The sequence below is a fragment of the Tistrella bauzanensis genome, assembly GCF_014636235.1.
Taxonomy (GTDB): Bacteria; Pseudomonadota; Alphaproteobacteria; order Tistrellales; family Tistrellaceae; genus Tistrella; species Tistrella bauzanensis.
Genome location: NZ_BMDZ01000009.1, coordinates 21,639 through 47,752, shown reverse-complemented (window position 1 = coordinate 47,752; position 26,114 = coordinate 21,639). Strand labels below are relative to the sequence as shown.

32 protein-coding genes are annotated in these 26,114 nt (G+C 66.2%); 27 read left to right on the top strand and 5 right to left on the bottom strand.

Features of this window, described 5'->3' with window-relative positions; all coding sequences use genetic code 11:
• Positions 1–99 precede the first annotated feature (99 nt).
• From IEW15_RS06020 to IEW15_RS05970, 11 genes are all read left to right on the top strand, one after another.
• The gene (locus IEW15_RS06020; protein ID WP_003116825.1) at positions 100–1,005 is read left to right on the top strand and encodes a DUF3577 domain-containing protein; all 906 of its coding nucleotides are present in this window, start codon (positions 100–102) and stop codon (positions 1,003–1,005) included.
• 145 nt (positions 1,006–1,150) lie between these two features.
• Positions 1,151–1,978 carry a DUF932 domain-containing protein gene (locus IEW15_RS06015; protein WP_013391792.1) on the top strand — a complete coding sequence of 276 codons (828 nt, stop codon included), beginning with the start codon at positions 1,151–1,153 and terminating at the stop codon, positions 1,976–1,978.
• Positions 1,979–2,072: 94 nt separating this feature from the next.
• The gene (locus IEW15_RS06010; protein ID WP_003116823.1) at positions 2,073–2,762 is read left to right on the top strand and encodes a DUF3275 family protein; all 690 of its coding nucleotides are present in this window, start codon (positions 2,073–2,075) and stop codon (positions 2,760–2,762) included.
• 94 nt (positions 2,763–2,856) lie between these two features.
• A complete protein-coding gene (locus IEW15_RS06005; RefSeq protein WP_003116822.1) occupies positions 2,857–3,198 on the top strand; it encodes a hypothetical protein in 342 nt (113 codons plus the stop codon).
• Positions 3,199–3,302: 104 nt separating this feature from the next.
• Positions 3,303–3,710 carry a hypothetical protein gene (locus IEW15_RS06000; RefSeq protein WP_003116821.1) on the top strand — a complete coding sequence of 136 codons (408 nt, stop codon included), beginning with the start codon at positions 3,303–3,305 and terminating at the stop codon, positions 3,708–3,710.
• Positions 3,711–3,726: 16 nt separating this feature from the next.
• Positions 3,727–3,987 carry a hypothetical protein gene (locus IEW15_RS05995; RefSeq protein WP_003090124.1) on the top strand — a complete coding sequence of 87 codons (261 nt, stop codon included), beginning with the start codon at positions 3,727–3,729 and terminating at the stop codon, positions 3,985–3,987.
• A gap of 76 nt (positions 3,988–4,063) precedes the next feature.
• On the top strand, positions 4,064–4,711 hold the full coding sequence (locus IEW15_RS05990; protein WP_003116820.1) for a hypothetical protein: 648 nt from the start codon (positions 4,064–4,066) through the stop codon (positions 4,709–4,711).
• A 40-nt stretch (positions 4,712–4,751) separates the two neighbouring features.
• Positions 4,752–5,885, top strand: a complete 1,134-nt coding sequence (locus IEW15_RS05985; RefSeq protein ID WP_223224654.1) for a DUF6094 domain-containing protein — start codon at positions 4,752–4,754, stop codon at positions 5,883–5,885.
• A 50-nt stretch (positions 5,886–5,935) separates the two neighbouring features.
• Complete coding sequence (locus IEW15_RS05980) at positions 5,936–6,256, top strand: hypothetical protein (protein ID WP_003116818.1); 321 nt, start codon at positions 5,936–5,938, stop codon at positions 6,254–6,256.
• Between the two features lie 89 nt (positions 6,257–6,345).
• Entirely contained in the window at positions 6,346–6,651 is a 306-nt protein-coding gene (locus tag IEW15_RS05975; RefSeq protein WP_003116817.1) for a hypothetical protein, read from the top strand.
• Positions 6,652–6,787: 136 nt separating this feature from the next.
• Positions 6,788–9,067 carry a helicase-related protein gene (locus IEW15_RS05970; protein WP_013391793.1) on the top strand — a complete coding sequence of 760 codons (2,280 nt, stop codon included), beginning with the start codon at positions 6,788–6,790 and terminating at the stop codon, positions 9,065–9,067.
• A gap of 59 nt (positions 9,068–9,126) precedes the next feature.
• Here the strand turns inward: IEW15_RS05970 and arsH are convergent, their stop codons facing one another.
• The 5 genes from arsH to IEW15_RS05945 are packed head-to-tail and all read right to left on the bottom strand — an operon-like array spanning position 9,127 to position 12,203.
• Positions 9,127–9,849 carry an arsenical resistance protein ArsH gene (arsH, locus tag IEW15_RS05965; RefSeq protein WP_013391794.1) on the bottom strand — a complete coding sequence of 241 codons (723 nt, stop codon included), beginning with the start codon at positions 9,847–9,849 and terminating at the stop codon, positions 9,127–9,129.
• Entirely contained in the window at positions 9,842–10,264 is a 423-nt protein-coding gene (arsC, locus tag IEW15_RS05960) for an arsenate reductase (glutaredoxin) (protein ID WP_013391795.1), read from the bottom strand. The genes arsH and arsC overlap by 8 nt, the downstream gene beginning before the upstream one ends.
• Before the next feature lie 16 nt (positions 10,265–10,280).
• On the bottom strand, positions 10,281–11,357 hold the full coding sequence (arsB, locus tag IEW15_RS05955; protein ID WP_013391796.1) for an ACR3 family arsenite efflux transporter: 1,077 nt from the start codon (positions 11,355–11,357) through the stop codon (positions 10,281–10,283).
• A 10-nt stretch (positions 11,358–11,367) separates the two neighbouring features.
• Positions 11,368–11,862 (bottom strand): arsenate reductase ArsC, encoded by a 495-nt coding sequence (locus tag IEW15_RS05950; RefSeq protein ID WP_013391797.1) that lies wholly within the window; start codon positions 11,860–11,862, stop codon positions 11,368–11,370.
• Positions 11,863–11,864: 2 nt separating this feature from the next.
• Entirely contained in the window at positions 11,865–12,203 is a 339-nt protein-coding gene (locus IEW15_RS05945) for an ArsR/SmtB family transcription factor (protein ID WP_013391798.1), read from the bottom strand.
• A gap of 150 nt (positions 12,204–12,353) precedes the next feature.
• Between IEW15_RS05945 and pilL2 the strand changes: the two genes are divergently transcribed.
• From pilL2 to IEW15_RS05865, 16 genes are all read left to right on the top strand, one after another.
• Positions 12,354–12,920, top strand: coding sequence for a PFGI-1 class ICE element type IV pilus protein PilL2 (gene pilL2, locus IEW15_RS05940; protein WP_013391799.1), 567 nt, complete (start codon positions 12,354–12,356; stop codon positions 12,918–12,920).
• Complete coding sequence (locus IEW15_RS05935; RefSeq protein WP_013391800.1) at positions 12,917–13,561, top strand: hypothetical protein; 645 nt, start codon at positions 12,917–12,919, stop codon at positions 13,559–13,561. The genes pilL2 and IEW15_RS05935 overlap by 4 nt, the downstream gene beginning before the upstream one ends.
• A 14-nt stretch (positions 13,562–13,575) precedes the next feature.
• Positions 13,576–14,301 (top strand): TIGR03759 family integrating conjugative element protein, encoded by a 726-nt coding sequence (locus IEW15_RS05930; RefSeq protein ID WP_013391801.1) that lies wholly within the window; start codon positions 13,576–13,578, stop codon positions 14,299–14,301.
• Positions 14,283–14,873, top strand: coding sequence for a transglycosylase SLT domain-containing protein (locus IEW15_RS05925; RefSeq protein ID WP_013391802.1), 591 nt, complete (start codon positions 14,283–14,285; stop codon positions 14,871–14,873). Before IEW15_RS05930 ends, IEW15_RS05925 begins: the two co-directional genes overlap by 19 nt.
• Positions 14,870–15,409, top strand: coding sequence for an integrating conjugative element protein (locus IEW15_RS05920; RefSeq protein ID WP_013391803.1), 540 nt, complete (start codon positions 14,870–14,872; stop codon positions 15,407–15,409). Before IEW15_RS05925 ends, IEW15_RS05920 begins: the two co-directional genes overlap by 4 nt.
• Before the next feature lie 4 nt (positions 15,410–15,413).
• Positions 15,414–17,603 (top strand): type IV conjugative transfer system coupling protein TraD, encoded by a 2,190-nt coding sequence (traD, locus tag IEW15_RS05915; RefSeq protein ID WP_013391804.1) that lies wholly within the window; start codon positions 15,414–15,416, stop codon positions 17,601–17,603.
• Positions 17,600–18,349, top strand: a complete 750-nt coding sequence (locus IEW15_RS05910; protein WP_013391805.1) for a TIGR03747 family integrating conjugative element membrane protein — start codon at positions 17,600–17,602, stop codon at positions 18,347–18,349. Before traD ends, IEW15_RS05910 begins: the two co-directional genes overlap by 4 nt.
• Before the next feature lie 98 nt (positions 18,350–18,447).
• The gene (locus tag IEW15_RS05905) at positions 18,448–18,831 is read left to right on the top strand and encodes an integrative conjugative element protein, RAQPRD family (protein WP_013391806.1); all 384 of its coding nucleotides are present in this window, start codon (positions 18,448–18,450) and stop codon (positions 18,829–18,831) included.
• The gene (locus tag IEW15_RS05900) at positions 18,828–19,061 is read left to right on the top strand and encodes a TIGR03758 family integrating conjugative element protein (RefSeq protein WP_003050225.1); all 234 of its coding nucleotides are present in this window, start codon (positions 18,828–18,830) and stop codon (positions 19,059–19,061) included. Before IEW15_RS05905 ends, IEW15_RS05900 begins: the two co-directional genes overlap by 4 nt.
• Before the next feature lie 16 nt (positions 19,062–19,077).
• Positions 19,078–19,437 carry a TIGR03745 family integrating conjugative element membrane protein gene (locus IEW15_RS05895; RefSeq protein WP_003090173.1) on the top strand — a complete coding sequence of 120 codons (360 nt, stop codon included), beginning with the start codon at positions 19,078–19,080 and terminating at the stop codon, positions 19,435–19,437.
• An 11-nt stretch (positions 19,438–19,448) separates the two neighbouring features.
• Complete coding sequence (locus IEW15_RS05890; protein WP_003050133.1) at positions 19,449–19,847, top strand: TIGR03750 family conjugal transfer protein; 399 nt, start codon at positions 19,449–19,451, stop codon at positions 19,845–19,847.
• A complete protein-coding gene (locus IEW15_RS05885) occupies positions 19,844–20,536 on the top strand; it encodes a PFL_4703 family integrating conjugative element protein (protein ID WP_003116810.1) in 693 nt (230 codons plus the stop codon). The genes IEW15_RS05890 and IEW15_RS05885 overlap by 4 nt, the downstream gene beginning before the upstream one ends.
• Complete coding sequence (locus IEW15_RS05880) at positions 20,533–21,444, top strand: TIGR03749 family integrating conjugative element protein (protein WP_003116809.1); 912 nt, start codon at positions 20,533–20,535, stop codon at positions 21,442–21,444. Before IEW15_RS05885 ends, IEW15_RS05880 begins: the two co-directional genes overlap by 4 nt.
• On the top strand, positions 21,434–22,852 hold the full coding sequence (locus IEW15_RS05875) for a TIGR03752 family integrating conjugative element protein (RefSeq protein WP_003116808.1): 1,419 nt from the start codon (positions 21,434–21,436) through the stop codon (positions 22,850–22,852). The genes IEW15_RS05880 and IEW15_RS05875 overlap by 11 nt, the downstream gene beginning before the upstream one ends.
• Positions 22,833–23,282 carry a TIGR03751 family conjugal transfer lipoprotein gene (locus IEW15_RS05870; RefSeq protein WP_003116807.1) on the top strand — a complete coding sequence of 150 codons (450 nt, stop codon included), beginning with the start codon at positions 22,833–22,835 and terminating at the stop codon, positions 23,280–23,282. Before IEW15_RS05875 ends, IEW15_RS05870 begins: the two co-directional genes overlap by 20 nt.
• Positions 23,282–26,113, top strand: coding sequence for a conjugative transfer ATPase (locus tag IEW15_RS05865; RefSeq protein WP_188575861.1), 2,832 nt, complete (start codon positions 23,282–23,284; stop codon positions 26,111–26,113). The genes IEW15_RS05870 and IEW15_RS05865 overlap by 1 nt, the downstream gene beginning before the upstream one ends.
• The last annotated feature ends 1 nt before the right edge of the window (position 26,114 follow it).

Below are 26,114 nucleotides of genomic sequence, written 5' to 3'. Positions count from 1 at the left end.
TGGCGGATGCTTTCGCCTTATCAACCCACCGCGGGGTCACGCACCTTCCCCGCATGCGTGGGCCGGTGTGTCTCCGCTTCATCCCAATGGAGATTCACCATGAACACCACGTCCAACGAGAAATCGTATTTCGACCTCCACACCTCGGGCATCGGCTACATCCAGCGTGTCCGTGAAGTGCCCGTCCGGGGCGGCCGCCGTGCGCAGCCTTTCCTGGCATGCACCATCGCCGCGCTGGTCGGCCCCGCCCGGGACCCCAGCTACCGCTACTTCGACGTCAAGGTCTCGGGTGCCGAGGCCAAGAAGCTCGTTCAGCGCTACATCGGCGTTGACGATCCCAAGCAGCGCCCGCTGGTGCGCTTTCGCCTCGGTGACCTGTGGGGCGATGTGTACATCCGCGACAAGGGTGAGCAGAAGGGTCAGGCCGCCGCGTCCCTCAAGGCGCGACTGCTCAAGGCCGAACTGATCGACCGGGCCGAACTGGCTTCGATCGAGCAGCACGAGTTGATCACCCGCGGCATCGGCTATCTCAATCGTGTGAAGGACGTCACCCCAAAAGCTGGCGACTCGTTCCTCTCTTGCACCGTCGCGGCACTGGCCGGGCCTGTCGATGAACCGGAGTATCGGTACTTCGACACCATCGTCGCCACCCCGGAAGCCGAGCACCTGGTTCGCCGGTGCGTTCAGGCCGTCGAGGGTGACCGCAAGGTGCTGATCGCCTTCCGTCTGAACGACATGAAGATCGATCCGTACATCCGCACCAAGGGTGAGCACGCCGGGGAACCGGCCGCCAGCCTGGAATCGACGCTGGTCCACATCGGTCTCATCAAGATCGACGGCACCCAGGTCTATCCGACGAGCCAGGCGCAAGCCGAGGCGCCGCCGGCCGAAGACGCATCCGCGTCCGAAGCCGACGATGCCATCGACACGGCCACCGAGCCCGCCGAGCGCGAGCCCGAGGCGCAAGTCCAGGAGCAGGAGCCGGCATTGGCTGCTTCGTTCTGATCCGGCACGGCCTCTCACGGGGCCTTGTCGCTTTTCCTCCCCACGTACGCCGCGTCCCCAGGACGCGTGCTTGCGCATTTCATCCCCCGAGTTCCGCGTGGTCTCACGGCCACGCGGTTGTCGAATTTCTCAAAGGAGATCAGCCATGTCTCTGGTATCCCGCTTTGCTCCGCAATCCCCGATCCTGCGCTCTGATCGCCCACTCTCGGACGACCGCATTCGTGCCGTCGTTCCGTCGATCTTCGCCGACGCTCCACATGGGAGCCGGTCCGATCGGTATGCCTACATACCGACCTCGACCGTGCTGACCAAGCTGCGCCAGGAGGGCTTCGAGCCCTTCATGGTGTGTCAGACGCGCGTGCGCAACGAAGACCGGCGCGAGTACACGAAGCACCTCATCCGACTTCGCCATGCAAGCCAGATCAACGGCGACGAGGCGAACGAGATCATCCTGCTCAACAGCCATGACGGCACGAGCAGCTATCAGATGCTCGCCGGCATGTTCCGGTTCGTCTGCCACAACGGCCTGGTTTGCGGTGACACCACCGCAGACATCCGCGTTCCCCACAAGGGCGACGTGGCCAGCCAGGTGATCGAAGGTGCCTACGGAGTCCTCGAAGGTTTCGAGCGCGTGCAGAACGCGCGCGATGCGATGCGCACCATCACCCTCGATGAGGGCGAAGCGGAGGTCTTTGCGAACTCTGCGCTCGCACTCAAGTACGACGATCCGGCCAAGTCCACGCCTGTCACCGAGAGCCAACTGCTGGCCCCTCGGCGATGGGACGACCGCAAGAACGACCTGTGGGCCGTCTTCAACCGCGTCCAGGAGAACCTAGTCAAAGGGGGCCTGAACGGACGCACGGCCAACGGCCGCAATCAGCGCACCCGTCCGGTGCAAGGCATCGACCAGAACCTGCGCCTGAACCGGGCGTTGTGGCTGCTGGCCGAAGGCATGCGCCAGCTCAAGGCGTGATGCCACGCGGACCTCGCCCACCTCGGGCGAGGCCATTTCCTCTCATCCACCGGGTGCCGTCGGCGGCCCGTCATTCATCATCAGGAGAACCATCATGGCAACCCCATCGGCTTCCGAGAAATCTGTTGCGCCCATCGTCGTCCCCGGCCAGCTCACGCTGCGTACCATCCGCGGCAAGAACGGCCCGTTCACGGTTGGCCGCCTCGCGACGCACCTCGGTACTTTCGAGGTCAAAGACCCGGAGCTGGAGCAGTACCCCGAAGGCAAGTACGACGGGGAATTCATCATCAGGTACATCTTCCCGAAGTCCTATCCGGTCGGCGGCGGCATGCGGTTCGAGATCCGTGCCAGCCTCGACGGCATGACGCTCAACGGCATCGACAAACTCAGCCGCGACGAAGCCCGCAGCTTCGCCACCCAGGACGTCGATCCGCTCGATGAAGAGCAAGGGGCGCAGCCTGCGGCAACGCCGGCCAAGCCCACCAAAGCGTCCAGGCCCGCCAAGCCCGCACCCGTGCAGGCGTCCGCGGACCCGCTGGTCGATACCACGCCCTTCGGCGTGGATGCGCCACCGCCTGCTACGGCCGCTGCCCCCGGCAGCACCGAAGACGGTGACGCCGCGCTCTTCGGCCTGCTGTGGCCGCTGGGCGAGTCCGTGAAACTGGATTCGACCATCGACCGCCGCACCCTGCGCGCGCAGATCGCCCGCCTGGGCGAGCTGGGCTACGCGCTGGACTTCAAGACGCAGGAGTGGAGCCGCCAGGCCGAACCAAAACCTGCGTGATCGCAGACGCCGCATGCGCGGTGTTCTTCATCCACCCGCCGGGGTTCCTTTCCCATGCGGGGGAGGCCCTGGCCATTTTCTGGAGGTCTCCATCATGTCCACCATCGCTTGCGATACCCCGCGTTCAACGCTGGATGAACCCGCGTGGCGGGACCTTTGCAAAGCGGCCGCCGCACACGCCCAGCGCGGTTGCGGCTTGTCCTACGACCACTACGTGACGCTCTTCAGTTCGGCGATCGACGCACAGGCCAATCGTTTGCCGGATGAGCAACGTGCTCAGGCTCTCGAAATCGCGGCCCAGGAATGGGACTACGCAACACCTGCCGAACGGCAGGAAACCCAGGACTGGAATGCGGAGCATGGCTATTGCTCGCACGGGATCGAGTTCGGCTACTGCCCGGCCGGTTGTGATCGAGACGATGACGACTGGGATTGAGGGCGACGCATAGGTTCCTTCGCCGCAGATGCGGCATTCCATCACCCGCTGGGGGTTCTTCCCCACGGGGAGGCCTTCAGCTCAACTTTTCGAGGAGGCCTCTCATGGGCTGGTATTTCTCAAACCAATCGCGGTCCGAACTGATCGCGGAACTGATCGCACCGCAAGAGACCGAGCGCGCCAGCGTCAAGGTCATCGCTCACACCCTGCGCGGCAACGTGCTGTGGTCCGTCGCCGAAGTGACCGCCAAGGTCGAAGGCGTGCATCGTGATCTCGCACCGGGCCAGTCCCTGCGCTACATCCGCTGCGATCTGCTTGAACGAAGCGGCGGCCAGTGGGGCTACAAGTCCTTGGACGAGTCCATGCACCCGTACTACTACACGTGCCCGCTGTCCTATCTGGACCTCGCACCGGAGCAGTCCGCCGACTGGCGTGCAGGCGTTCGCGCCTACCACGCCCGGCGGCGCACACCCACGGCATCCGCGGCATCCGCCGCGGCGTCGATGGCCTGAGCCAGGAGGAACCGACATGGACCCGATCCTGGCAACGCTTCCGCCCTCGTTGCTGGCACTCGTTGAAGGGAGTTTGTCCAACGACGAAGTGTCCTCCGACGAGGAAATGCTGGCGTACTTCATCGACAACGGCCTCACCGAGGACCAGGCACGGCAGGCACTGACCTACCGCGACCAGTACCTCAACAACATCTACCTGGAAGGCTTCACGCCGATCACTTCGGCGGACGAGCCGCTTCACTTCAACCCGCACACCCGGCAGTTCGAGCCGGACTGAGCGGTTTTCTTCCACCCCCTGGGGCAGTACTTGCCCCAGCGGGCGGTGCTGTTCCCGTTCATCCGAGGACACCACCATGCCCGCAAACACTTCTTCCACGCTGTACCGCATCGACGAATGCCCGGACGTGATGGCCGACGCCTGCGTCGGCGATGACCAGGGCAACCTGATCTTCCTGTCCATCTGGGCGCGGGACACCGCCGTCCAGCAGTTCCTCGCTCGCCTGACCCTCGGGCGCGACGAGCAGGGACTGGACCAGTTCCACGTCATCACCGACCAGGGCGGCAGCGTCCCGGTATTCATCGGCAACGTCGATCGCCTGGAAAAGCGCATCACGCGCGCGTACCGGCGGACGCTGTTCGGCTCGCTGTCCAACGTGTGGCTGTTCGACCGGCGCTGCGTCAAGCCCGACAAGGCCAACGCCAGCGCATTGGCACTGCTGCCACGCGACAGCGCCCACAGGCTTGACCGCCTGTGGATGCTGGTGCGGGACACCTGCCCGTTGCCGCTGCTCGATCACTGGCGCGAGACCGTGCTGGAACTGCTGCAAACCCGCGAGATGCTGGCCCGCCTTCCGTTCGCCCTCGGGCCGCTGGAAGGCCATCGGCTCGCCATCGACGTGCCGGCGCTGACCCTGGCGCTCGGCTCCCTGATCCGCAGCGACGCGCTCACCGCCTATCCGTATCCGGCCAAGATTTGGACGCCGGAAGCGGTAGCGGCTTGACCCACCCTCGGAGGCACGCCTTGGCGTACTTCCGTGTTTCATCCCCGCCAACCAGGAGACTTCCATGGCCCTCATGTTCCCGCGGCTCGCCCGCAATTTCGTCAAGAACGGATATTTCCCGACCGACGAACCCACGCTCGAAAGAGCGCTCAACGCACTGATGCCCAGCGACGGGCCGATGTGCATCCTCGATCCCTGCGCCGGCGAAGGCGTGGCGATCGCCGAAGCCGCCCATGCCCTCGGGCGCGAGCAGGCAAAGGCGTTCGCCGTCGAGTTCGACGCGGAGCGGGCGCGCCATGCCCGCGGCCTGGTCGATCACTGCCTGCACGCGGACCTGATGGACACGATGGTCTCCAAGCAGTCCTTCGGGCTGCTCTGGCTCAACCCGCCGTATGGGGACCTGTCCAAGGACGTCAACGGCAACATCGGCTATCAGGGCCAGGGCCGTGCCCGCCTTGAAAAGCTGTTCTACCAGCGCACGCTCTCGCTGCTGCAATACGGCGGCGTGCTGGTTTTCATCGTCCCCGGCTACGTGCTCGACGCGGAGTTGGTCGGCTGGCTGACGCGCCACTACACGGACCTGCGCATCTACCGAGCGGTGGAGACGCAGTTCAAGCAGGTGGTGATCTTCGGACGCCGGGTGCGCCAGCGCGAGCAGGTGCCCGATGGCGTCAAGGCCGTGCGCAATCTGCTGTTGCAGGTAGGGCAAGGCGAAGTCGAAGCCGAGGAACTGCCGAGCGAGTGGCCGTTCCTGCCGTACATCGTCCCCGCCAGCCCGGCCGAGCCAGAGCATTTCTTCCGCGTGACGATGGAGCCCGAGCAGTTCGCCGATGAGGTTGGCAGGCTGCAAGGCTTGTGGCCATCGCAGGACACGCACCTGGGGGCTGCGCAGCAATCGCTGCGTCCACCGGCGCGGGCCTTGTCCCGCTGGCATCTCGCCCTGGCTCTGGCCGCGGGTGCGATCTCGGGGGTTGTGCGCTCCAAGACCGGGCGCGTGCTCGTCGTCAAAGGTGACACCCACAAGGACAAGACGCTCCAGCGGGAGTTCACCGAACGCGAAGACGGCTCCATCGCCGAGACCCGCATCCTCACCGACAAGTTCGTTCCCGTCATCCGCGCGTGGGACATGACACCTGGCTCCGCGACACGGGGCGAGGTGTTGACCATTCGCTGATCCACCGGACGCGCTGCCGTCCTGCTGTACCAACTCGAAGGAGAAACACCATGATCCCCAATCCGTTCAAGCGGCCTGCGCCGCACAAGCAACCGTTGTTCGCACCGAGTACGTTGAAGTTGAGCGAGAAGGTGCATTGGCTGGCCCGGCGAGGCCTGATCGACCCCTTGGCCTATGTCCAGCGCCATGTGCGCGGGGACTGGGGCGAGATCGATGAGGCCACACGCCAAGCCAACGACGTGGCGATCCAACAGGACAACCTAATGATCTCGCAGTTCAGGATCACGCCGGACCTGGCGCTGATCGTCAAGACCAGCGAGGACCACCAGACCACGGTGGTCCAGCTTCCCGAAGAGCGGGACCTGATCTGAGGCCCCACATCGTCATCCTCATCCACCTGACGGAGCCACTTCACTCCGGCAGGGGTGTCGTGGCTCAATGACTCATCAAGGAGGAGCCCATGGCATCGCATCGCATCGAAACCTACTGCCAGCGGCTGGCGTTCCCCATCGGGGCGCTCATCTTCAGCAGAGGTGTAGACCGCCTGGTCCGCGCGGGTCGCCTGGACCCGATCCCGTACTTCAGGCGCCACACCCGTGGCGACTGGGGCGACGTCAACATCCAGCAATGGCAGACGAACAGCAGCGCGCTTCAATCGGGCGCGTCGCTGGAATCGCACTACGTGATCCATCCGGGGCTCGCCATTCGCATCGTCACCGATTCGCAGCGCTGCGCAACCGTCATCGTGCTTCCGTCCGAAGACTGAGCACGGTTCACCTGCGGGCCGCCCAGGCCAGCACCTTCAACCACCCTCAGCCACGCGTCGATTCTCTTCCCACCACGGGGCATGCCATTGCCCCGCTGGGGGTGGTGCATGCCCCATTTTTCTTTGGAGCATCACCATGTCCCTCGATCTCGAAACCACTGCCGCTGAATCCGCGCCCGTACAGGGCGAACTGCTCGACGCGGAATCTTCCCCTCTGACCCTGAGCCTTCAGGATTTTGTCGGCGAGTTCGGCGACGAACTACTCGACGCCCTCAACAGCGCTAATCCGCCGGTCTATACCGGCCAACCGCAGGCGCACCGGCAACTGGTGGTCGCCAGCCTCAAGCGCAAGCTGTTCCCAGCCCAGGCCGAAGTCGTCCACGCCGCCGCCGAGCTGCTGATCGACCGTGGCGAACGTGCTGCGATCGTCAATGGCGAGATGGGCTGCGGCAAGACGACCGTCGGCATTGCCACGGCCGCCGTGCTCAACGCCGAAGGCTATCGCCGCACTCTGGTGCTGTCGCCGCCCCACCTGGTTTACAAGTGGCGGCGCGAGATCCAGGAGACGGTGGCCGGTGCCAAGGTGTGGGTACTCAACGGGCCGGATACGCTCGTCAAGCTCATCAAGCTGCGCGAGCAGTTGGGCGTGCAGCCCACGGGCCAGGAGTTCTTCGTCCTGGGGCGCGTCAGGATGCGGATGGGCTTTCACTGGAAGCCTGTCTTCACCACGCGGCGCACCCGCCACGGCGACGTGGCGGCCTGCCCGGACTGCGGCACGGTCATCACCGACCTCGACGGCGAGCCGGTCAACCCGATCGCGCTCCAAGCCGAGGAGTGCCGCAGGAAGTGCGGCCACTGCGCCGCGCCCCTGTGGACACTGATCCGCCCGCGCAGTCTGTCCGGCAGCGACCAGTCCTCGGCCGTGCTCAAAGCCTTAAAGCGCATACCGACCATCGGAGAGGTCACCGCGCAGAAGCTGATGCAAAAGTTCGGTGACGGGTTCCTGGCGTCGATGCTCGGCGACAACATCCATGAGTTCATCAACCTCATGGATGGCAACGGCGAGCTGGTGTTTTCCGACCGTCAGGCCACGCGCATGGAACGTGCGATGGCCAACATGGAGTTCGGCTTTGGCGAGGGCGGCTATCAGCCGTCCGAGTTCATCAAACGCTACCTGCCGCAAGGCACGTTCGACCTGCTCATCGCCGATGAGGCACATGAGTACAAGAACGGGGGCAGTGCCCAGGGCCAGGCCATGGGCGTGCTGGCGGCGAAGGCTCGCAAGACCTTGCTGCTGACCGGCACGTTGATGGGCGGCTACGGGGACGACCTGTTCCACCTGCTGTTCCGAGCCCTTCCGGGGCGGATGATCGAAGACGGCTACCGCCCGACCACGAGCGGCAGCATGACCTCGGCTGCGATGGCGTTCATGCGCGATCACGGGGTGTTGAAGGACATCTACTCCGAGAGCACCGGCACGGCGCACAAGACGGCCAAGGGCACCAAGGTATCGGTGCGCACGGTCAAGGCCCCGGGGTTTGGCCCCAAGGGCGTGCTGCGCTGCATCCTGCCGTTCACGATCTTTCTCAAGCTCAAGGACATCGGTGGCAACGTCCTGCCGCCGTATGACGAGGAGTTCCGTGAAGTCGCGATGGACACGGCGCAAGCCGCGGCCTACCGCGATCTGGCGGGTCGGCTGACCGCGGAGCTGAAACAGGCTCTGGCGCGACGCGATACGACCTTGCTGGGTGTGGTCCTCAACGTGCTGCTGGCCTGGCCGGATTGCTGCTTCCGGTCGGAGACCGTGGTGCATCCGCGCACGCGCAACACCTTGGCGTTTGTCCCGGCTCAGTTCAACGAGTTCGAGATCAGCCCCAAGGAGCGTGAGCTGATCGACATCTGCAAAGCGGAGAAGGCGCAGGGCCGCAAGGTTCTGGCCTACACGGTCTATACCGGCACGCGGGACACCACGTCGCGCCTGAAGGTGCTGCTGGAGCAAGAAGGCTTCAAGGTGGCGGTGCTGCGCGCAAGCGTGGATGCCAGCCGCCGCGAAGACTGGATCGCTGAGCAACTGGATCGTGGCATCGACGTGCTCATCACCAATCCCGAGCTGGTCAAGACGGGATTGGACTTGCTGGAGTTTCCGACGATCGTGTTCATGCAGTCGGGCTACAACGTGTACTCGCTCCAGCAGGCGGCACGCCGCTCCTGGCGCATCGGGCAGAAGTTGCCGGTGCGCGTGATCTACCTCGGCTACGCCGGTTCTTCGCAGATGACCTGCCTGGAACTGATGGCCAAGAAGATCATGGTCTCGCAGTCCACCTCGGGCGACGTGCCCGAATCGGGGCTGGATGTCCTGAACCAGGATGGTGATTCCGTCGAGGTCGCACTGGCCCGGCAACTGGTCGCCGCCTGAACTTCACGCAATGCCGACGACCGAGAGGTCGTCGGCTCTTTTTTCAGCGCCTCGCAGCGTCAAATTGCACCTTGCCGTACACGCCTGGACAGTGATTCAGCGCTTTCCTTGCGCTCGCTGTAACGATCCACCAGATACGGCGCCACGTCGCGCGTGAGCAGCGTGAACTTCATCAGTTCTTCCATCACGTCCACCACGCGGTCGTAGTAGGCCGAGGGCTTCATGCGTCCGGCCTCGTCGAACTCCTGGTACGCCTTGGCGACCGAGGACTGGTTCGGGATGGTCAGCATCCGCATCCAGCGGCCCAGCACGCGCATCTGGTTGACGGCGTTGAACGACTGCGAGCCGCCCGATACCTGCATCACCGCCAGCGTCTTGCCCTGGGTCGGGCGCACCGCGCCGACCGACAGCGGAATCCAGTCGATTTGGGTCTTCATCAGGCCGGTCATCGCGCCGTGGCGCTCCGGCGAACTCCACACCATGCCCTCGGCCCATTGCACCAGTTCGTGCAGTTCCTTGACCTTCGGGTGATCGGCCGGCGCATCGTCCACCAGAGGCAGCCCGGACGGATTGAACAATCGGGTCTCGCCGCCCAGCGCCCGCAAGATGCGTGCGGCTTCTTCGGCTGCGAGGCGGCTGAACGAGCGTTCGCGCAGCGAACCATAGAGCAGCAGGAAGCGCGGCGCGTGCGTGGCCCGTGCCGGCGCGAACAGATGTTCGGTGTCCGGTTGCTGGAACAGCGCCGTGTCGATGTTCGGCAGGTCGAGACGAGATTCAGACACGGCGGCCGTCCTGATCGACCACCGGCTCGCCGTCTTCCTTGTTGAACGCGCCGCGCTGCGGCTGCGGCAGCAGGTCGAGCACGGCTTCCGAAGGCCGGCACAGGCGCGTGCCTAGCGGCGTGACCACGATAGGCCGGTTGATGAGGATGGGATGCTGGAGCATGAAGCCGATCAGGTCGTCGTCGCTCCACTTCGGGTTGCCCAGGTCGAGGTCGGCATAGGGCGTGCCTTTCTCGCGCAGCACGTCTCGCACCGGCACGCCCATCGCCGCGATCAGCGCCTGGAGCGTGTCGCGGTCGGGCGGCGTTTTCAGGTACTCGATGATGGTCGGTTCCTCGCCGCTGTTGCGGATCAGGCCCAGCACGTTGCGCGAGGTGCCGCAGGCTGGGTTGTGGTAGATCGTGATGGTGCTCATGGATGCCTCTTGGAGGTTACGAAGTGGTCGCGCGGCGTTCGTACCAGCCGCGTGAGCGATTGACCACGCGCACCACCAGCAGCATGACCGGCACCTCGATGAGCACGCCGACCACTGTTGCGAGTGCTGCGCCGGAATGGAAGCCGAACAGGCTGATGGCGGCGGCCACGGCCAGCTCGAAGAAGTTGCTGGCACCAATCAACGCGGATGGCCCAGCGACGCAGTGCTTTTCGCCCACCTGGCGGTTGAGCCAGTACGCCAGACCGGAATTGAAGAACACCTGGATCAGGATCGGCACCGCCAGCATGGCGATCACCAGCGGCTGCCGGATGATGGCCTCGCCCTGGAAGGCGAACAGCAGCACCAGCGTCAGCAACAGCGCGGCGATGGACAATGGGCCGATGCGTTCCAGTGCCCTGTCGAACACGGCCTGCCCCTTGCGCAGCAGCGCCCGGCGCCAGAGCTGGGCCAGGATGACCGGAATGACGATGTACAAACCCACCGACACCAGCAAGGTGTCCCACGGCACCGTGATCGACGACAGGCCCAGCAGCAGGCCGACGATGGGTGCGAAGGCGAACACCATGATGGTGTCGTTCAAGGCCACTTGCGACAGCGTAAATACCGGATCACCGCCAGTCAGCCGACTCCAAACGAAAACCATTGCGGTACACGGTGCAGCAGCCAGCAGGATCAGGCCGGCGATATAGCTGTCGAGCTGATCGGCGGGCAGCCAGTCGGCAAAGACGTGGCGGATGAAGATCCACGCCAGCAACGCCATTGAGAACGGCTTGACGGCCCAATTGATGAACAGCGTGACCCCCATGCCCCGCCAATGCTGGCGCACCTGGCCAAGCGCGGCGAAGTCCACCTTCAGCAGCATGGGGATGATCATTACCCAGATCAGCAGGCCGACCGGCAGGTTGACCTTGGCAATCTCCATGCGGCCGATGGCCTGGAATGCGGCGGGCGCGAACTGGCCCAGAGCGATCCCCGCGATGATGCACACCGCCACCCATAGCGTCAGGTAACGCTCAAAGCCGCTCATGGCGGAGTTTGCTGGCGCGGGGCCGGCAGTATCGGTTGCGCTCATCGGGCGGGCCTCACTGGCGGCCGATGTCGCGCAGTTCACGCTGCAACGACATGGCATCGAGACTCTTGATCGGAAGCGACAGGAACAACTCGATACGTCGGCGCAGCGTCATGGCGGTATCGAAGAACGCCTTGCTTTGTCGTTCCAGGGTGCCTTCCACGGCTGCCGGGTCAGGCACGCCCCAATGCGCCGACACCGGCTTGCCCGGCCACAGCGGACACGCCTCGCCGGCTGCGTTGTCGCAGACGGTGAAGATGAAATCGAACACCGGCGCATCGGGCTTCACGAACTCGTCCCAGCTCTTGCTGCGGTAGCCCGTTGTCGGAAGGTGCAGCCGCTCCAGCGTGGCGAGTGCCAGCGGGTGAACTTCGCCTTTCGGATGGCTACCTGCCGACCAGGCGTGAAACCGCCCTTGGCCCATGTCGTTGAGGATGCCTTCGGCGAGGATGGAGCGGGCCGAATTGCCCGTACAGATGAACAAGGCGTTGTAAGTGGTATCGGTCATGGTCAGCAGCAGGTCTTGGATGGAGAAACCTCGCATACGCCACCTTGGCAGCAATGCTCGGTCAGGTAACCGATCAGACCGTCCATGCGGCCGTACTCGGCGCGATAAATCAGGTTGCGGCCCTGCTGCTCGATGCTGACGAGGCCAGCATGGGCCAGTTCCTTCAAGTGGAAGGACAAGGTGTTGCGGGCCACGTCGAGCTGGTCAGCTAGCGTGCTCGGCGTCAGTCCGCCCGGGCCAGCAACGACCAAGGCGCGGAACACGCGCAGGCGCTGGGTGTGAGCCAGGGCGTTTAAGGCGGAAATGGCTTGATCCTCTTTCATGATTCGATAATACAACATTTATAGAATTAATGTGCAAACCACAGTTGGATTTGCGGGTTGCGCTATGTGTTGGACTGCAAAAGCGGGCACCCCCCAGTTCGCATTTCTGACTGACCGCGCAGCCGCGCGCAGCCAAGGTATCGGCATCGCAACAGAAGAGCCGATGCCATGCCTGCAATCCATGTATCCCGGTGTCTGGTCGGTACCAGCCTCCTGGCCGCAGCCTTGGCCAGCGGCTGCGCGACCACGCCACCGCCGCTGGCCGCCAGCACCGTCGAGGACGTCCCACCCGCGCCCGAGGCTGCACCGCCCGAGTTCATTCCCGTCGTGCGCTATGGCCGCTACACCCTGGTGGAGCTGGCGCCGATGGCGGCGCAGCGCGATCTGCTGGTGCAGACCATCGACGTGTCCATGCCCGAGGAGGTCCGCGCCACGGTCGGCGACGGGCTGCGGCATGTGCTCAAACGCAGCGGCTACCAGCTTTGCGAGACCCCGCATGCGGTGATCGAGCTGTACGCGCTGCCGCTGCCGGCGGCGCACTTGCATCTCGGCCCCATGACCTTGCGCGATGCACTGCTCACCCTGGCCGGTCCGGCTTGGGAACTGCACGCCGATGACCGGACGCGGCAGGTCTGCTTCGAGCGGCCTGGTCGCGACACCGGTGCCGAGCCGGTGTCCGAGCCGCCTGCTGCCGAGGCCGTGCAGACGTTCCCCTTTGCGGGAGGCCAGCCATGAACGCGGCACAGCCGCTCCGGCGCCCGACCGCCGCCGTGGTGTTGCAAAGCCTGCTCTGGCTTTGGCTGCTGGGTCTCAGTGTCTTCGCGATCCTGGGCCACCAGACGATGACCGATCAGGCCGACCAGCAGCAGCTCGATGTCCGGTTGCAGCGCCTCGAAGCCCAGGTGACCGGGCTGGCCGAGACCACGCGGGCCTTGCAGCAGCAGCCCGCAGCCGCCACCGCCGCAGGCCTGCAAGACGCTCGGCAGGCAATGGAGGCGCGCATCGTTCAAGCCGAACAGGCGCTGGGTGGCTATGCCACCGCCGAGGACGTTCAGGCGCTGCGTACCGAAGTCGAGCAGATCAAGGTGCGCCAAGCGACTGCGCGTGCAGCGGCGCCTACCCAGCGGCGCACCCCGAGCCAACCGGCCACCGCCAAGTCCGAACCGCCGCCGCTGCCATTTCGTGTCGTCGGCGCTGAGCTGCGCGCGGGTCAGCGCAGCGTGTCCGTCGCCCCGAGTGCCGGAGATTTCACGCCCGATCAGCTCCAGGTGCTGCTGCCGGGTGATGCGCTGGGTCCGTGGCGCCTGCAGGCGATCGAGGGCAATGCCGCGGTGTTCCAGGCCGGCGACCAGACCCGTCGCGTGGCGATTCCTTGACCGGAGCCCACCACATGAAGCCGTCGATCATCCTGTACGCGTTCCTGCTGGGCTCCATGCAGTTGCCCGCCTGGGCGCAGCAGCCCGCCACGACCCCCGCCCGCAATGCGCAGAGCCAGGAGCGCCCGCTGGCCGCCCGCATCCTGGACGACCGGGTGGCAGGCGAATGGGGCCTGCAACCGCAGGAATGGGCGCGCTATCGCGACTTGATGGATGGGCCGCTGGGCATCTACTCGCCAAATCTGGACCCGCTGTCCGCCCTGGGCATCGAGGCGCGCACCGACGAAGAACGGCGGCGCTACGCAGAGCTGCAGGTGCAAGTCGAAGCGCGCCGCGTGGAGAAGCTGCTCGCGTACCAGCGCGCCTACGACGAGGCCTGGCAGCGCCTGAACCCCGGCATGCAGCGGGTGAACCTGTCTGACGAGAGGCCAGGCGCCGCCGCTGCGCGGGGCAGCGGTCGCACGGCAGTGTTCATCAAGGACGGCTGCGCGGCTTGCGGGCAACTCGTCCAACGCCTGCAATCCTCGGGTGCCGAGTTCGACCTTTACATGGTCGGCAGCCGCCAGGACGATGCGCGCATCCGCGACTGGGCCAAGCGCGCCCAGATCGACCCGGCCCGGGTGCGCAGCGGCGGCATCACGCTCAACCACGACGGCGGCCGCTGGCTGTCGCTGAGCCTGCCCGGCGATTTGCCTGCGGTTGTGCGCGAAGTGAACGGCCAATGGCAACGCCAGCCGTAACGGCGCTGCTGCGCGCACTGGCGCTCACTGCGGGCCTGTTCGCCTGCGCCGCCCATGCCCAGGAGGTTCCGCCACCGGCCTACCAGCTTGCCGCACAGCGCGCGGGCATTCCCTCGACGGTGCTCTACGCCGTGGCCTTGCAGGAGAGCGGCATGCGACGCAATGGACGCATCGTCCCATGGCCGTGGACCCTGAATGTCGCCGGCCAGTCGCGGCGCTTCGCCACCCGTGCCGATGCCTGCGCCGGTTTGCAGCAGGCGATGCGATCTACGCCACCCACGCGCATCGACGCGGGCCTGGGCCAGATCAACCTGGGCTACCACCCGCACCGCTACACCCATGCCTGCGACTTGTTGGACCCGTACCGCAATCTCGCCAGCGCCGCCGAGATCCTCAAGGAGCAGTACACCCCCGGTGAAGACTGGCTGCTGGCCATGGGCCGCTACCACCGGCCCGCGGGCGGTGAGCCTGCCGCCCGCTATCGACGCAGCGTATCCCGACACCTCGCCCGCGTGCAGGGCACGCACTCAATCGCCACGGCGCGAGCCGTGCGTCAGGAGTCGACCCCATGACGAAACCGCTCTGGACCCTGCGGGGCCTGCTCGCGCTGCTGGCGGCGCTGCCGTTGGTCGCGCATGCCGCCGAACCGCTGATCGTGGTCGAGGACCGCGGCGGCGCGTCGGCGCTGCCGTACTACGAAGCGCTTAACCTGCAGCCACGCGCCAACAGCGCGTTGCGGCCTCCCATTCCGACGCCGCAGATTCCCGCCACCCCCGCTGACGAGGCAGCGATGCTGCCGGTACGCAGCGCGAAGCTGATGCCCGGCTTCGTCGCGCGGCGCGTGATCGAGGCACCGGGCCTGCGGCCTTTCGTGGTCATCGGCGACGATGAGACCTCGCAAGCCTGGCTGCGCCGTCACGCGGCGTCGCTGCACGACCGCGGCGCGGTCGGCCTGGTGGTCAATGTCGAGACCGCGCAGGCTTTGGCGCGGTTGCGCGCACTGGCGCCTGGCGTGCCGATGGCCCCCGTGGCCGGCGATGATCTGGCCGAACGCCTGGGCCTGCGGCACTACCCGGCGCTGATCACGGCGACCGGCATCGAGCAATGAGGCCATGTCGGGGAAACAGCCCGTCGAAGTCCTGTTGCGCCCAGCGGTGGAGCTATACACCGTCGCGGCATGTGCGGGCGCCGCGTTTCTGTCCCTGGTGGCCCCGTGGTCGCTCGCGCTGAGCCCAGCCATGGGCGTCGGTGCCGCACTGGCGTTCGGCGCCTATGGCGCGATCCGCTACCGCGATGCGCGGGTGATCCTGCGCTACCGCCGCAACATCCGGCGCCTGCCGCGCTACGTGATGACGAGCAGGGACGTGCCGGTCAGCCAGCAGCGCCTGTTCGTGGGGCGCGGTTTCCTGTGGGAACAGAAGCACACCCACAGGCTGATGCAGACGTACCGGCCGGAATTTCGCCGCTACGTCGAGCCAACACCGGCATACCGGCTGGCGCGACGCCTGGAGGAGCGGCTGGAGTTCGCACCGTTTCCACTGTCTCGCCTCGTACGGCTCACGGGCTGGGATGTGTCATTCAACCCCGTGCGGCCACTGCCACCGGTAGGCGGCCTGCCGCGATTGCACGGCATCGAACCCGACGAGGTCGACGTCAGCCTGCCACTGGGTGAGCGCGTCGGCCATTCGCTGGTGCTGGGCACCACGCGCGTGGGGAAGACGCGGCTGGCCGAGTTGTTCGTCACCCAGGACATCCGTCGCACGAATGCAGACGGTGAGCATGAGGTCGTGATCGTCATCGACCCCAAGGGCGACGCGGATCTCTTGAAACGCATGTACGTCGAAGCCAAGCGAGCGGGTCGCGAGGGCGAGTTCTACGTCTTTCACCTCGGCTGGCCCGAGTTCTCTGCACGCTACAACGCGGTGGGGCGCTTCGGACGCATCAGTGAAGTCGCCACGCGCATTGCCGGGCAACTCTCCGGCGAGGGCAACAGTGCAGCGTTCCGCGAGTTCGCATGGCGCTTCGTCAACATCATTGCGCGCGCATTGGTGGAACTGGGGCAGCGCCCGGACTACATGCTGATCCAGCGGCACGTAATCAACATCGACGCGCTGTTCATGGAGTACGCCCAACACTACTTCGCCAAGACCGAGCCCAAGACCTGGGAGGTGATCGTCCAGATCGAGGCCAAGCTCAACGAGAAGAACATCCCAAGGAACATGATCGGGCGCGAGAAGCGTGTGGTGGCGCTGGAGCAATACCTCTCCCAGGCGCGCAACTACGACCCTGTGCTCGATGGCCTGCGCTCGGCGGTGCGCTACGACAAGACCTACTTCGACAAGATCGTTGCATCGCTGCTGCCGCTGCTGGAAAAGCTCACCAGCGGCAAGATCGCCCAACTCCTGGCGCCGAATTACTCCGACCTGTCTGACGCGCGCCCGATCTTCGACTGGATGCAAGTCATCAGGAAGCGCGCCGTGGTCTATGTCGGCCTGGATGCGCTGTCGGATGCTGAAGTCGCCGCGGCGGTCGGCAACTCCATGTTCTCCGACCTGGTGTCGGTAGCCGGGCACATCTACAAGCACGGGATCGACGACGGCCTGCCGGGTGCCTCGGCTGGCACGCGCATTCCCATCAACGTCCATGCCGACGAGTTCAACGAACTGATGGGCGACGAGTTCATCCCCCTTATCAACAAGGGCGGCGGTGCCGGGCTGCAGGTGACCGCGTATACGCAGACGCTCTCGGACATCGAGGCCCGCATCGGCAACCGCGCGAAGGCCGGCCAGGTGATCGGCAACTTCAACAACCTGTTCATGCTGCGGGTTCGGGAAACCGCCACCGCGGAATTGTTGACCCGTCAATTGCCCAAGGTGGAGGTCTATACCACCACCATCGTCTCCGGCGCGACCGATGCCTCGGACATCCGCGGGACGACGGACTTCACCAGCAACACGCAAGACCGCATCAGCATGTCGAGCGTGCCGATGATCGAGCCATCCCACGTCGTCGGCCTGCCCAAAGGCCAATGCTTCGCGCTGCTGCAGGGTGGTCAGCTCTGGAAGGTCCGGATGCCACTGCCAGCGCCTGACCCCGATGAAGTGATGCCGGCGGACTTGCAGCAACTGGCTGGGTACATGCGTCAGAGCTACAGCGAGGCCACGCAATGGTGGGAGTTCACCAGTTCCCCAGCCTTGCAGGAGGCTGCCTTGCCCGACGACCTGCTGGATGACGCCGCTCCGGCCGAGCCTGACGCGGTGGCCACCGGCGCCGACGACAGCACCGGCGAGGCCGCACCATGAAGGATGCCGCCTCGACCGCGCAGCGGGAGCAGAACCAGCGCCAGGGGCTGATCGTCGGCACCATCACCTTGCCGTTCAGGCTGCTCGGGGTGCTGATCGGTTCGCTGCTGTTCTCGATCGTGGTGGAGTGCGTCGGCATGCACCTGTTCTGGAAGGACCAGGGCTGGCGCCACTCCCAGCAGATGCTGCAGTACGAACTCGGGCACCTGTCGAACCACTTCACGCGCAGCGTGGTGGTGCAGGAGCCCGGGCGCACGGCGCACGAGCTGGTGGATACCGGGTACGGGTGGGTGTTCGTGCGCTCGGGGTTGCTGGAGCGCATGAGCCAGACCGCCGAGCGCGCCCGTGCGCCCAGCCGCGAGCCGACGCGCAACTTCCGCTATTACATCAGCCAGGCCTATGTCTGGGCCGAGAGCTACCTGATCGCCGCGGCCTTCACGACGCTCACGTTCCTCGTGCGCCTGCTGGTCCTGGTGCTCACGCTGCCGCTGATCCTCACTGCGGCATTCGTCGGCCTGATCGACGGCCTGGTGCGGCGGGACGTGCGGCGGTTCGGCGCGGGCCGGGAATCCGGCTTCATCTACCACCGCGCGAAAGCGAGCCTGATGCCGCTGGCCGTGCTGCCCTGGATCACCTACCTCGCGCTGCCGATCTCGGTGCATCCGCTGCTGATCCTGCTGCCCAGCGCAGCCTTGCTGGGACTGGCCGTGAGCCTGACCGCGGGCAGCTTCAAAAAGTACCTCTAGGCCATCAATCCGGTCGCTTCCGGGTTCCTATTGTTTGCGGCCTGAAACAGCCCTGATCTCCACGATCAACCCATTGCTGATCACACAGGAATGGCGCGATGTTGGCTTCGATCTGGCTGCGCGCCGCGCATCGCGGCGTGCCCACTTTTCTCGTGACGGCCCTCGTGCTGGGCCGGTCCCCGATGGCCTTGGCCGAGTCCCCGGCGCAGCGCCAGGAGTTGGTCGCCGCGCTGCGCCAGCTCGACGCGCTGGAACGCACCGTCGCGGACAGCGCCGCGCATACCCCCATCACACCGGGCGAGCGCTACCACTTCGATTACCCGCGGCTCCAGGCTGACTTGGCGCGCGTGCGCGCCGGCATCCAATTTCACCTGACGCCATCGCGCGCTCAACCGCGCGCCCCCTCCGAACTGGCCGGCGAATACCGCACCGAACGGGCGACCGAGCCGCTGCCGGCGACGACTGCGGAGGGCAAGCAATGAACGGCGCCCAGGTCTCGGCATTTCAAGCCAACAGCGGTATCGCGCCTTCCGCGATGGCGACCGTTCTGGTCGGCGTCGTGTTCGCGGTCCTGCTCGTGTGGGGCGTCTGGGCCATCCGAACGGCCTACGTGGGGTGGTCCGAGAGCCGCCTCAACCAGCGCCAGTTCCTCGGCGTCTGCATCCGCTTCGTCGCGATGTACCTCGTCCTGAGTTTCTTCCTTCTGTCCTGACCTGAAAGGCCCGACCATGCACAACCGCAACCTCACTTCCCGTTTTGCCCAGCGCGCCGCCGTGGCCCTGGGCGCCGCCGCGCTGCCGGCGCTGTCGTTCGCGCAAGGTCTGCCGCAATTGGAGAACCCCACGCGCGGCACCGGCAACGGCATCATGGAGACGATCCGCAACTACGGCTACGACATCATCATGCTCGTGGCCCTGCTGGTGGTGGCGTCGATGTTCATCGGCGTCTGCTACCACGCCTACGGGACCTACGCGGAGATCCACACCGGCCGCAAGACGTGGGGCCAGTTCGGCCTCACGGTCGCTATCGGCGCCGTGCTGCTTGTGATCGGCATCTGGCTGCTCACCGAAGCCACCGGCATCCTGTAAGCGAGGCCGGTATGTCCGAGCAGCAGCACGTCCGTGCGGACGGAACGGTCACCTTCCTTCCGCACCGGCTCAACCGCCATCCCGTTGTGGTGCGCGGCCTCACCGCTGACGAACTCTGGATTTGCTGCGGCCTGTCCGGTGCCGCCGGCCTGCTGGTCGGCGCGCCGCTGTCCTGGGTGTTCCGCACGATCGCGCTGGCGCCGACCTTCGTCGTCCTGGGCGTGGCGCTCGGCGTCTTCATCGGCGGCGGCATCCTGCGCCGCCTCAAGCGTGGGCGTCCCGACACCTGGCTGTATCGGCAACTGCAATGGCGCATCGCCACGCGCCATCCGCTGATGGCCGGCTGGGTGGGTGGCCATGTGCTGATCTCGCGCTCGGGCTTCTGGTCCACCCGCAGGAGCATGCGATGAGCCGCTTCAAAAACGAGATCACCCACCTGCAGGCGCACATCAAGACCTTGCGGCTGGCCGCGGGCGCGCTGGTCGTCGTCGCCCTGGTCATGGGCGGCGGCTGGTGGAGCGCGCCGCGCGACCTGACCATCCACGTCCCGCCCGACCTGCGCTCTGGCAGTACCCGCAAGTGGTGGGAAGTGCCGCCCGAATCGGTCTATGCGTTCACGTTCTACGTGTTCCAGACGCTGAACCGCTGGCCAACCAATGGCGAGGAAGACTACTCGCGCAACCTCCACACGCTCTCGCCGTACCTCACCCCGTCCTGCCAGGCCTTCCTGCGGGCGGACTATGACTACCGCCGCTCCACGGGCGAGCTGCGTCAGCGCGTGCGCGGCATCTACGAGATTCCCGGCCGCGGCTATGGCGACGACCCCACGGCGCGCGTGCGCACCGTGTCCGATCGCGACTGGGTGGTGACGCTGGACATCACGGCGGACGAGTACTACGGCGCCGAGCAGGTCAAGCGCGCCCTGGTGCGCTATCCGATCAAGGTCACGCGGGTGGACGTCGATCCCGCCCGTAACCCGTTCGGCCTGGCGCTGGACTGCTACGACGGCGCGCCCCAGCGCATCAGTGCACCGGAGCCGACGCGCCCGGCGCCGAGTGGCCTGTCTCCGCAAGCGCCTCAAGGAGGAAACACCCCATGAAGCACCCTGTACTCGCGCTGCTGGGGCTACTGGCCGTGGCCGCGGCACCCGTCGCCCATGCAGTGGAAATCCTGCGCTGGGAACGCATGCCACTGGCAGTGCCGCTGAAGGTCGGTCAGGAACGCATCGTGTTCATCGACCGCAACGTGCGCGTGGGCGTGCCCGCGGGCGTGGGCGAACGCCTGCGCGTGCAGAGTGCGGGGGGCGCGGTGTACCTGCGCGCCAGCGAGCCGATCGAGCCCACGCGGTTGCAACTGCAGGACGCCGACACGGGCGCGCTGATCCTGCTGGACATCGCAGCCGAACCACCCAAGGACGGGGAAGCCGAGCTGGAGCCGGTGCGCATCGTCGAGGGTGACAGCGCACCGGGACGCTATGGCGAGCAGGCCGACAGTGCCGAGGCCCCGGCACGCGCCCAGGGCCAAGCAGGTGCGCGGACCGCGCGGCGCGAAACTCCGGTCCCTGTCGTGCTGACGCGCTTCGCCGCGCAGAACCTCTACGCACCGCTGCGCACCGTCGAGCCGCTTCCGGGCGTCATGCGGGTCAACCTGCCCCGCGACCTCGACCTGGACACACTGATGCCAACGCTGCCCGTGCGCGCGGTCGCACTCGCGTCGTGGCGCCTGGAGGACCAGTGGGTCACTGCCGTGCGCCTAACCAACGGCAGCGGCGGCTGGATCACGCTCGACCCGCGCGTGCTGCAAGGCGATTTCCTCACCGCCACCTTCCAGCACGAGGCGCTGGGCCCGCGCGGCACGCCCGAGGACACGACCGTCCTGTACCTGGTCACGCGCGGCCGCGGTCTCGCGCAGTCGCTGCTGCCGGCGATTCACCGCTTCGACCCGGCCGTGCATCTGCCGCAGCCGGACGGCGACGAGAACACCAAGGAGGCCCGCCATGCGCAGTAACGGCCTGCTCAAGTGGCTGATGATCCCTGTTGCCATCCTGGTGCTGTTCGTCGGTATCCGGCTGTTCTCGGGTGGAGGCAGCACGGCGCCACCCGCGGCGGACAACGGCGCCCAGCTCACGCCCGATGAAATGAAGGCGCTGGGCATCGAAGGCGACACCCCGCGCGACACCGTGGCGACGCTCGTTGCCCAAGTGAAGCAGTTGCGCACCGAGCTTCAGACCGCGCTCTCGGACAACAAGTCGCAGCGTGAAGAGAACCAGCGACTGCGCCAGCGCGAGAACTCCATCGACCAGCGCATCAACTCGGCGCTCGAATCCGAGCGGTCCAACCTGCGCCGCGACCAAGAGCAGGCGGCCAGCGCGCGCCAGCAGACCGAAGGGCTGCTCGCCGACCTGCAGCGGCGTCTGGACAGCATCGGCGGGCGCGGCGGCGGCCATGCGGACCTGCCCGTGGGCCTGGGGCTGCAGGGCGGCGACGAGGCAGGCATGGAGGGCGGCGTGCGGTGGGTCGAGCCGGACGACGCAAAGCCCGCCGAGGGGCGCAACGGGGGGCGTGGCGCGAGCGGCGGCATGAGCTTCCCCACGAGCTTCGGCCCGGCGCAGAGCACGCTCGAAACCACTGCGGAAACCGTGGCCAACGCGGGCGCCCGCGCCGCCGGGGTCAAGAGTGCCAAGCCGGTCTACACCGTGCCGACCAACTCCACGCTCATGGGTTCGGTCGCCATGACAGCGCTGATCGGCCGCGTGCCGATCGACGGCACGGTCAACGATCCCTATCCGTTCAAAGTTCTGGTCGGGCCGGACAACCTGACCGCCAATGGCATCGACATTCCCGACGTGGCCGGCGCCGTGTTCAGCGGCACCGCTTCGGGCGACTGGACGCTCTCGTGCGTGCGCGGCCAGGTGCGCAGCATCACGTTCGTCTTCCACGACGGCACGATTCGCACGATCCCCGAAGACCGCGAGGGCAACCAGCAGAACAACCAACAGCGCGATGGCTTGGGCTGGATCAGCGATCCCCACGGCATTCCTTGCGTCAGCGGCGAGCGGCGCAGCAACGCCCAGCAATACCTCGGCTCGCAGGCCCTGATCACCGCGGCCGGCGCCGGTGTGGCCTCACTCATCGAGAGCGACAGCGGCCGCATGTCCTATGTCGGCTCGGACGGCTCCATCGGCACCGTGGGCATCACCGGCCAGGAAGCGGTCGGCCAGATTCTGGCGGGCGGCGTGCGGGACATGTCGGCCTGGGTCAACAAGTTGTACGGCCAGGCGTTCGCCGCCGTCTATGTCCAGCCCGGCGCCAAGGTTGCCGTCCACCTCGAAAAGCCGCTCGCCATCGACTTCGATCCCGAAGGCCGCAAGGTCGATCACCGCGCAGGAGAAAGCCATGCACTCGAACTTGACTAACCTGGCCCGTGGCCTGGCACTGGCCCTCGCCGTCGCGGTGCTTGGCGGCTGCGCCACCAGCAAGGAAAAGCTGCTGACCCACGGTGACCGCACGATGATGGACATCTGGCAGCAGGAGGCCGGCGACGGCGGTGGCGCAGCCGGACGGAACGCCGGCCGCCAGCTGCTCGATGCGCGCCAGAGCCTGCGTCGGCCCCTGACCGACGCCGACGTGCAGGTCGCACCCGTCGAGCAGATGCGCTACACGCGCACCGCGCGCAATGAGGTCCACCGCCAGTTCCAGCGTCTGCCCAATCCCGATCTCGTCATGTACGTGTATCCGCACCTGGCGGGCACGGACCCCGTGCCGGTGCCGGGCTACACGACGGTCTTCCCGCTCAACCAGCGCATCCAGTACGCCATGCCAGGCGAGCGCGTGGAGGCCTACTGATGCGGTGGAAACTTCCCTGGCCTAAGCCGGCCGCGCCGAAGCTGGCCGCATCCGGCGCTGGTGATGATGAGCAGCCGGACGGCTGGCAGCGCCACGTCGAGGCCTTGCGGCAGGTCGGCATCCCCGAACCCGGCTCGGCAGTCCGGGGCCGCAAGCCGGCGACGGAGGCCGACGAGCAGGCGCTGTACGACGTCGCACCGTCCTTCGTGGAACTGCTGCCCTGGGTGGAGTTCTTGCCCGAGTCGAAATCGATGCTCCTGGAGGACGGCCAATCGGTGGCCGCCTTCTTCGAGCTGGTGCCGCTGGGGACCGAGGGCCGGGAACCCGGCTGGCTCGCGCACGCCCGCGACGCCTTAGAAAACGCGCTCCAGGACAGCTTCGATGAACTGGACGAGAACCCCTGGGTGTTGCAGCTCTACGCCCAGGACGAACCGAGCTTCGACCAGTACATGCAGACGTTGCGCGACTACGTGCAGCCGCGCGCCCGTGGCACGGTGTTCACGGAGTTCTACCTGCGGTTCTTTGCCCACCATCTGCGCGCGGTGGCCAAGCCCGGTGGCTTGTTCCAGGACACGGTGGTCACACGCTTGCGCTGGCGCGGCCAGACGAGGCGTGTGCGCATGGTCGTCTATCGCCGCGTGACCGGACAAGGACAGGGCCAGGCAAACCGCCGGGGCCAGACACCCGAGCAGATGCTGAACATCGTCTGCGACCGCCTGTGCGGCGGGCTGGCGAACGCCGGCATCCAGGCTCGCCGCCTGGGTGCGGCAGACGTCCATGACTGGCTGCTGCGCTGGTTCAACCCGCGTCCGACGCTGCTCGGGCCTGGGGTCGAGGACCGGGAGCGCTTCTATGCGTTCGCGCGCTACCCCGCCGACACCGAGGCTGGCGAGATCGAACTGGCGAGCGGGCGGGATTTTAGCCAGCGGCTTTTCTTCAGCCAGCCACGCTCGGACGTGGAGCATGGCACCTGGCACTTCGACGGCATACCGCACCGTGTGTTGGTCACTGACCGGCTGCGCATGCCGCCCGGAACGGGACACCTGACTGGCGAAACCCGCAAGGGCGATGCGATCAACACGCTGTTCGATCAGATGCCCGAGGACACGACGATGTGTCTGACCATGGTGGCGACGCCCCAGGACATTCTCGAATCGCACCTGAACCACCTGGCGAAGAAGGCAGTCGGCGAAACACTGGCATCGGAGCAGACGCTCAAGGACGTGCAGGAGGCGCGCTCGCTCATCGGCAGCGCGCACAAACTCTACCGCGGCACGCTGGCCTTCTATCTGCGCGGACGCGACGAAGCCGAGCTTGACCGGCGCGGTCTGGACCTCGCCAACGTGATGCTCAACGCGGGGTTGCAGCCCGTTCGCGAGGACGATGAAGTCGCGCCGCTCAACAGCTATCTGCGCTGGCTACCGTGCTGCTACAACCCCGCGCAGGATCGGCGAAACTGGTTCACCCAACTGATGTTCGCCCAGCATGTGGCGAATCTCTCGCCGGCGTGGGGTCGCAGCCAGGGTACGGGCCATCCGGGCAACACGTTCTTCAACCGCGGTGGCGGGCCGATCACGTTTGATCCGCTGAACCGCTTAGACAGGCAGATGAATGCCCATCTATTCCTGTTCGGCCCCACCGGCTCGGGCAAGAGCGCCACGCTCAACAACCTGCTGAACCAGGTCACGGCCATCTACCGGCCGCGCCTCTTCATCGTGGAAGCCGGCAACAGCTTCGGGCTGTTCAGCGACTTCGCCAGGCGCCTGGGCCTGACGGTGAACCGGGTCAAGCTGGCCCCCGGATCGGGCATCAGCCTGGCACCGTTCGCGGATGCCCGCCGGCTGATCGAAACACCCAGCGACGTGCAGACGCTCGATGCCGATGCGTTGGACGAAGACCTGCCACCGGATGCCTCGGTCATGGAGGCAGACGAACAGCGTGACGTGTTGGGCGAGTTGGAGATCACGGCACGGCTGATGATCACCGGCGGCGAGGACAAGGAGGAAGCCCGGATGACGCGGGCCGACCGTTCGCTGATCCGCCAGTGCATCCTCGACGCCGCCGAACACTGCGTGGCTGAGAAGCGCACGGTGCTCACTCGCGACGTGCGCAACGCGCTGCGCGCCCGCGGTCAGGACTCGACGCTCACCGATGGCGAGATGTTCGACCGCGATGGCACGCCGTGGCCCGAGGCCGACATCACGCTGGTGGATCTGGCGACCTATGCCCGCGAGGGCTACAACGCGCAGCTCTCCATCGCCTACATCAGCCTGATCAGCACGGTGAACAACATCGCCGAGCGCGACCAGTACCTGGGTCGTCCGATCATCAATGTGACCGACGAAGGCCACATCATCACGAAGAACCCGTTGCTCGCGCCCTACGTCGTGAAAATTACCAAGATGTGGCGCAAATTGGGCGCCTGGTTCTGGCTGGCGACCCAGAACATCGACGACCTGCCGCGTGCCGCAGAGCCCATGCTCAACATGATTGAGTGGTGGATCTGCCTGTCGATGCCGCCCGATGAGGTCGAGAAGATTGCACGCTTCCGTGAACTCTCACCAGCGCAGAAAGCGCTGATGCTTTCTGCGCGCAAGGAGGGGGGGAAATTCACCGAGGGCGTGATCCTGTCGAAGTCGATGGAAGTGTTGTTCCGCGCGGTGCCGCCGAGCCTTTACCTCGCGCTTGCGCAGACCGAACCCGAGGAGAAGGCCGAGCGCTACCAGCTCATGCAGCAATACGGCTGCACCGAGCTGGAAGCCGCCTTCAAGGTGGCCGAGAAGATCGACCAGGCACGCGGCATCGAGTCGCCCGCCTTGGAACTGTCGTAAG

Bases quoted from the DNA above. Each gene is read 5' to 3' on its own strand.
- IEW15_RS05895 (WP_003090173.1), top strand. From the start codon at position 19,078: ATGCACAACCGCAACCTCACTTCCCGTTTTGCCCAGCGCGCCGCCGTG.
- IEW15_RS05975 (WP_003116817.1), top strand. From the start codon at position 6,346: ATGGCATCGCATCGCATCGAAACCTACTGCCAGCGGCTGGCGTTCCCC.
- IEW15_RS05930 (WP_013391801.1), top strand. From the start codon at position 13,576: ATGAAGCCGTCGATCATCCTGTACGCGTTCCTGCTGGGCTCCATGCAG.
- IEW15_RS06015 (WP_013391792.1), top strand. From the start codon at position 1,151: ATGTCTCTGGTATCCCGCTTTGCTCCGCAATCCCCGATCCTGCGCTCT.
- IEW15_RS05890 (WP_003050133.1), top strand. From the start codon at position 19,449: ATGTCCGAGCAGCAGCACGTCCGTGCGGACGGAACGGTCACCTTCCTT.
- IEW15_RS05970 (WP_013391793.1), top strand. From the start codon at position 6,788: ATGTCCCTCGATCTCGAAACCACTGCCGCTGAATCCGCGCCCGTACAG.
- IEW15_RS05995 (WP_003090124.1), top strand. From the start codon at position 3,727: ATGGACCCGATCCTGGCAACGCTTCCGCCCTCGTTGCTGGCACTCGTT.
- IEW15_RS05865 (WP_188575861.1), top strand. From the start codon at position 23,282: ATGCGGTGGAAACTTCCCTGGCCTAAGCCGGCCGCGCCGAAGCTGGCC.
- pilL2 (WP_013391799.1), top strand. From the start codon at position 12,354: ATGCCTGCAATCCATGTATCCCGGTGTCTGGTCGGTACCAGCCTCCTG.
- IEW15_RS05990 (WP_003116820.1), top strand. From the start codon at position 4,064: ATGCCCGCAAACACTTCTTCCACGCTGTACCGCATCGACGAATGCCCG.
- arsB (WP_013391796.1), bottom strand. From the start codon at position 11,357: ATGAGCGCAACCGATACTGCCGGCCCCGCGCCAGCAAACTCCGCCATG.
- IEW15_RS05945 (WP_013391798.1), bottom strand. From the start codon at position 12,203: ATGTTGTATTATCGAATCATGAAAGAGGATCAAGCCATTTCCGCCTTA.
- IEW15_RS05980 (WP_003116818.1), top strand. From the start codon at position 5,936: ATGATCCCCAATCCGTTCAAGCGGCCTGCGCCGCACAAGCAACCGTTG.
- IEW15_RS05900 (WP_003050225.1), top strand. From the start codon at position 18,828: ATGAACGGCGCCCAGGTCTCGGCATTTCAAGCCAACAGCGGTATCGCG.
- IEW15_RS05935 (WP_013391800.1), top strand. From the start codon at position 12,917: ATGAACGCGGCACAGCCGCTCCGGCGCCCGACCGCCGCCGTGGTGTTG.
- IEW15_RS05880 (WP_003116809.1), top strand. From the start codon at position 20,533: ATGAAGCACCCTGTACTCGCGCTGCTGGGGCTACTGGCCGTGGCCGCG.
- IEW15_RS05910 (WP_013391805.1), top strand. From the start codon at position 17,600: ATGAAGGATGCCGCCTCGACCGCGCAGCGGGAGCAGAACCAGCGCCAG.
- IEW15_RS06000 (WP_003116821.1), top strand. From the start codon at position 3,303: ATGGGCTGGTATTTCTCAAACCAATCGCGGTCCGAACTGATCGCGGAA.
- IEW15_RS06020 (WP_003116825.1), top strand. From the start codon at position 100: ATGAACACCACGTCCAACGAGAAATCGTATTTCGACCTCCACACCTCG.
- IEW15_RS05885 (WP_003116810.1), top strand. From the start codon at position 19,844: ATGAGCCGCTTCAAAAACGAGATCACCCACCTGCAGGCGCACATCAAG.
- IEW15_RS06010 (WP_003116823.1), top strand. From the start codon at position 2,073: ATGGCAACCCCATCGGCTTCCGAGAAATCTGTTGCGCCCATCGTCGTC.
- IEW15_RS05925 (WP_013391802.1), top strand. From the start codon at position 14,283: ATGGCAACGCCAGCCGTAACGGCGCTGCTGCGCGCACTGGCGCTCACT.
- IEW15_RS05920 (WP_013391803.1), top strand. From the start codon at position 14,870: ATGACGAAACCGCTCTGGACCCTGCGGGGCCTGCTCGCGCTGCTGGCG.
- traD (WP_013391804.1), top strand. From the start codon at position 15,414: ATGTCGGGGAAACAGCCCGTCGAAGTCCTGTTGCGCCCAGCGGTGGAG.
- IEW15_RS05905 (WP_013391806.1), top strand. From the start codon at position 18,448: ATGTTGGCTTCGATCTGGCTGCGCGCCGCGCATCGCGGCGTGCCCACT.
- IEW15_RS05950 (WP_013391797.1), bottom strand. From the start codon at position 11,862: ATGACCGATACCACTTACAACGCCTTGTTCATCTGTACGGGCAATTCG.
- IEW15_RS05870 (WP_003116807.1), top strand. From the start codon at position 22,833: ATGCACTCGAACTTGACTAACCTGGCCCGTGGCCTGGCACTGGCCCTC.
- IEW15_RS06005 (WP_003116822.1), top strand. From the start codon at position 2,857: ATGTCCACCATCGCTTGCGATACCCCGCGTTCAACGCTGGATGAACCC.
- arsC (WP_013391795.1), bottom strand. From the start codon at position 10,264: ATGAGCACCATCACGATCTACCACAACCCAGCCTGCGGCACCTCGCGC.
- IEW15_RS05875 (WP_003116808.1), top strand. From the start codon at position 21,434: ATGCGCAGTAACGGCCTGCTCAAGTGGCTGATGATCCCTGTTGCCATC.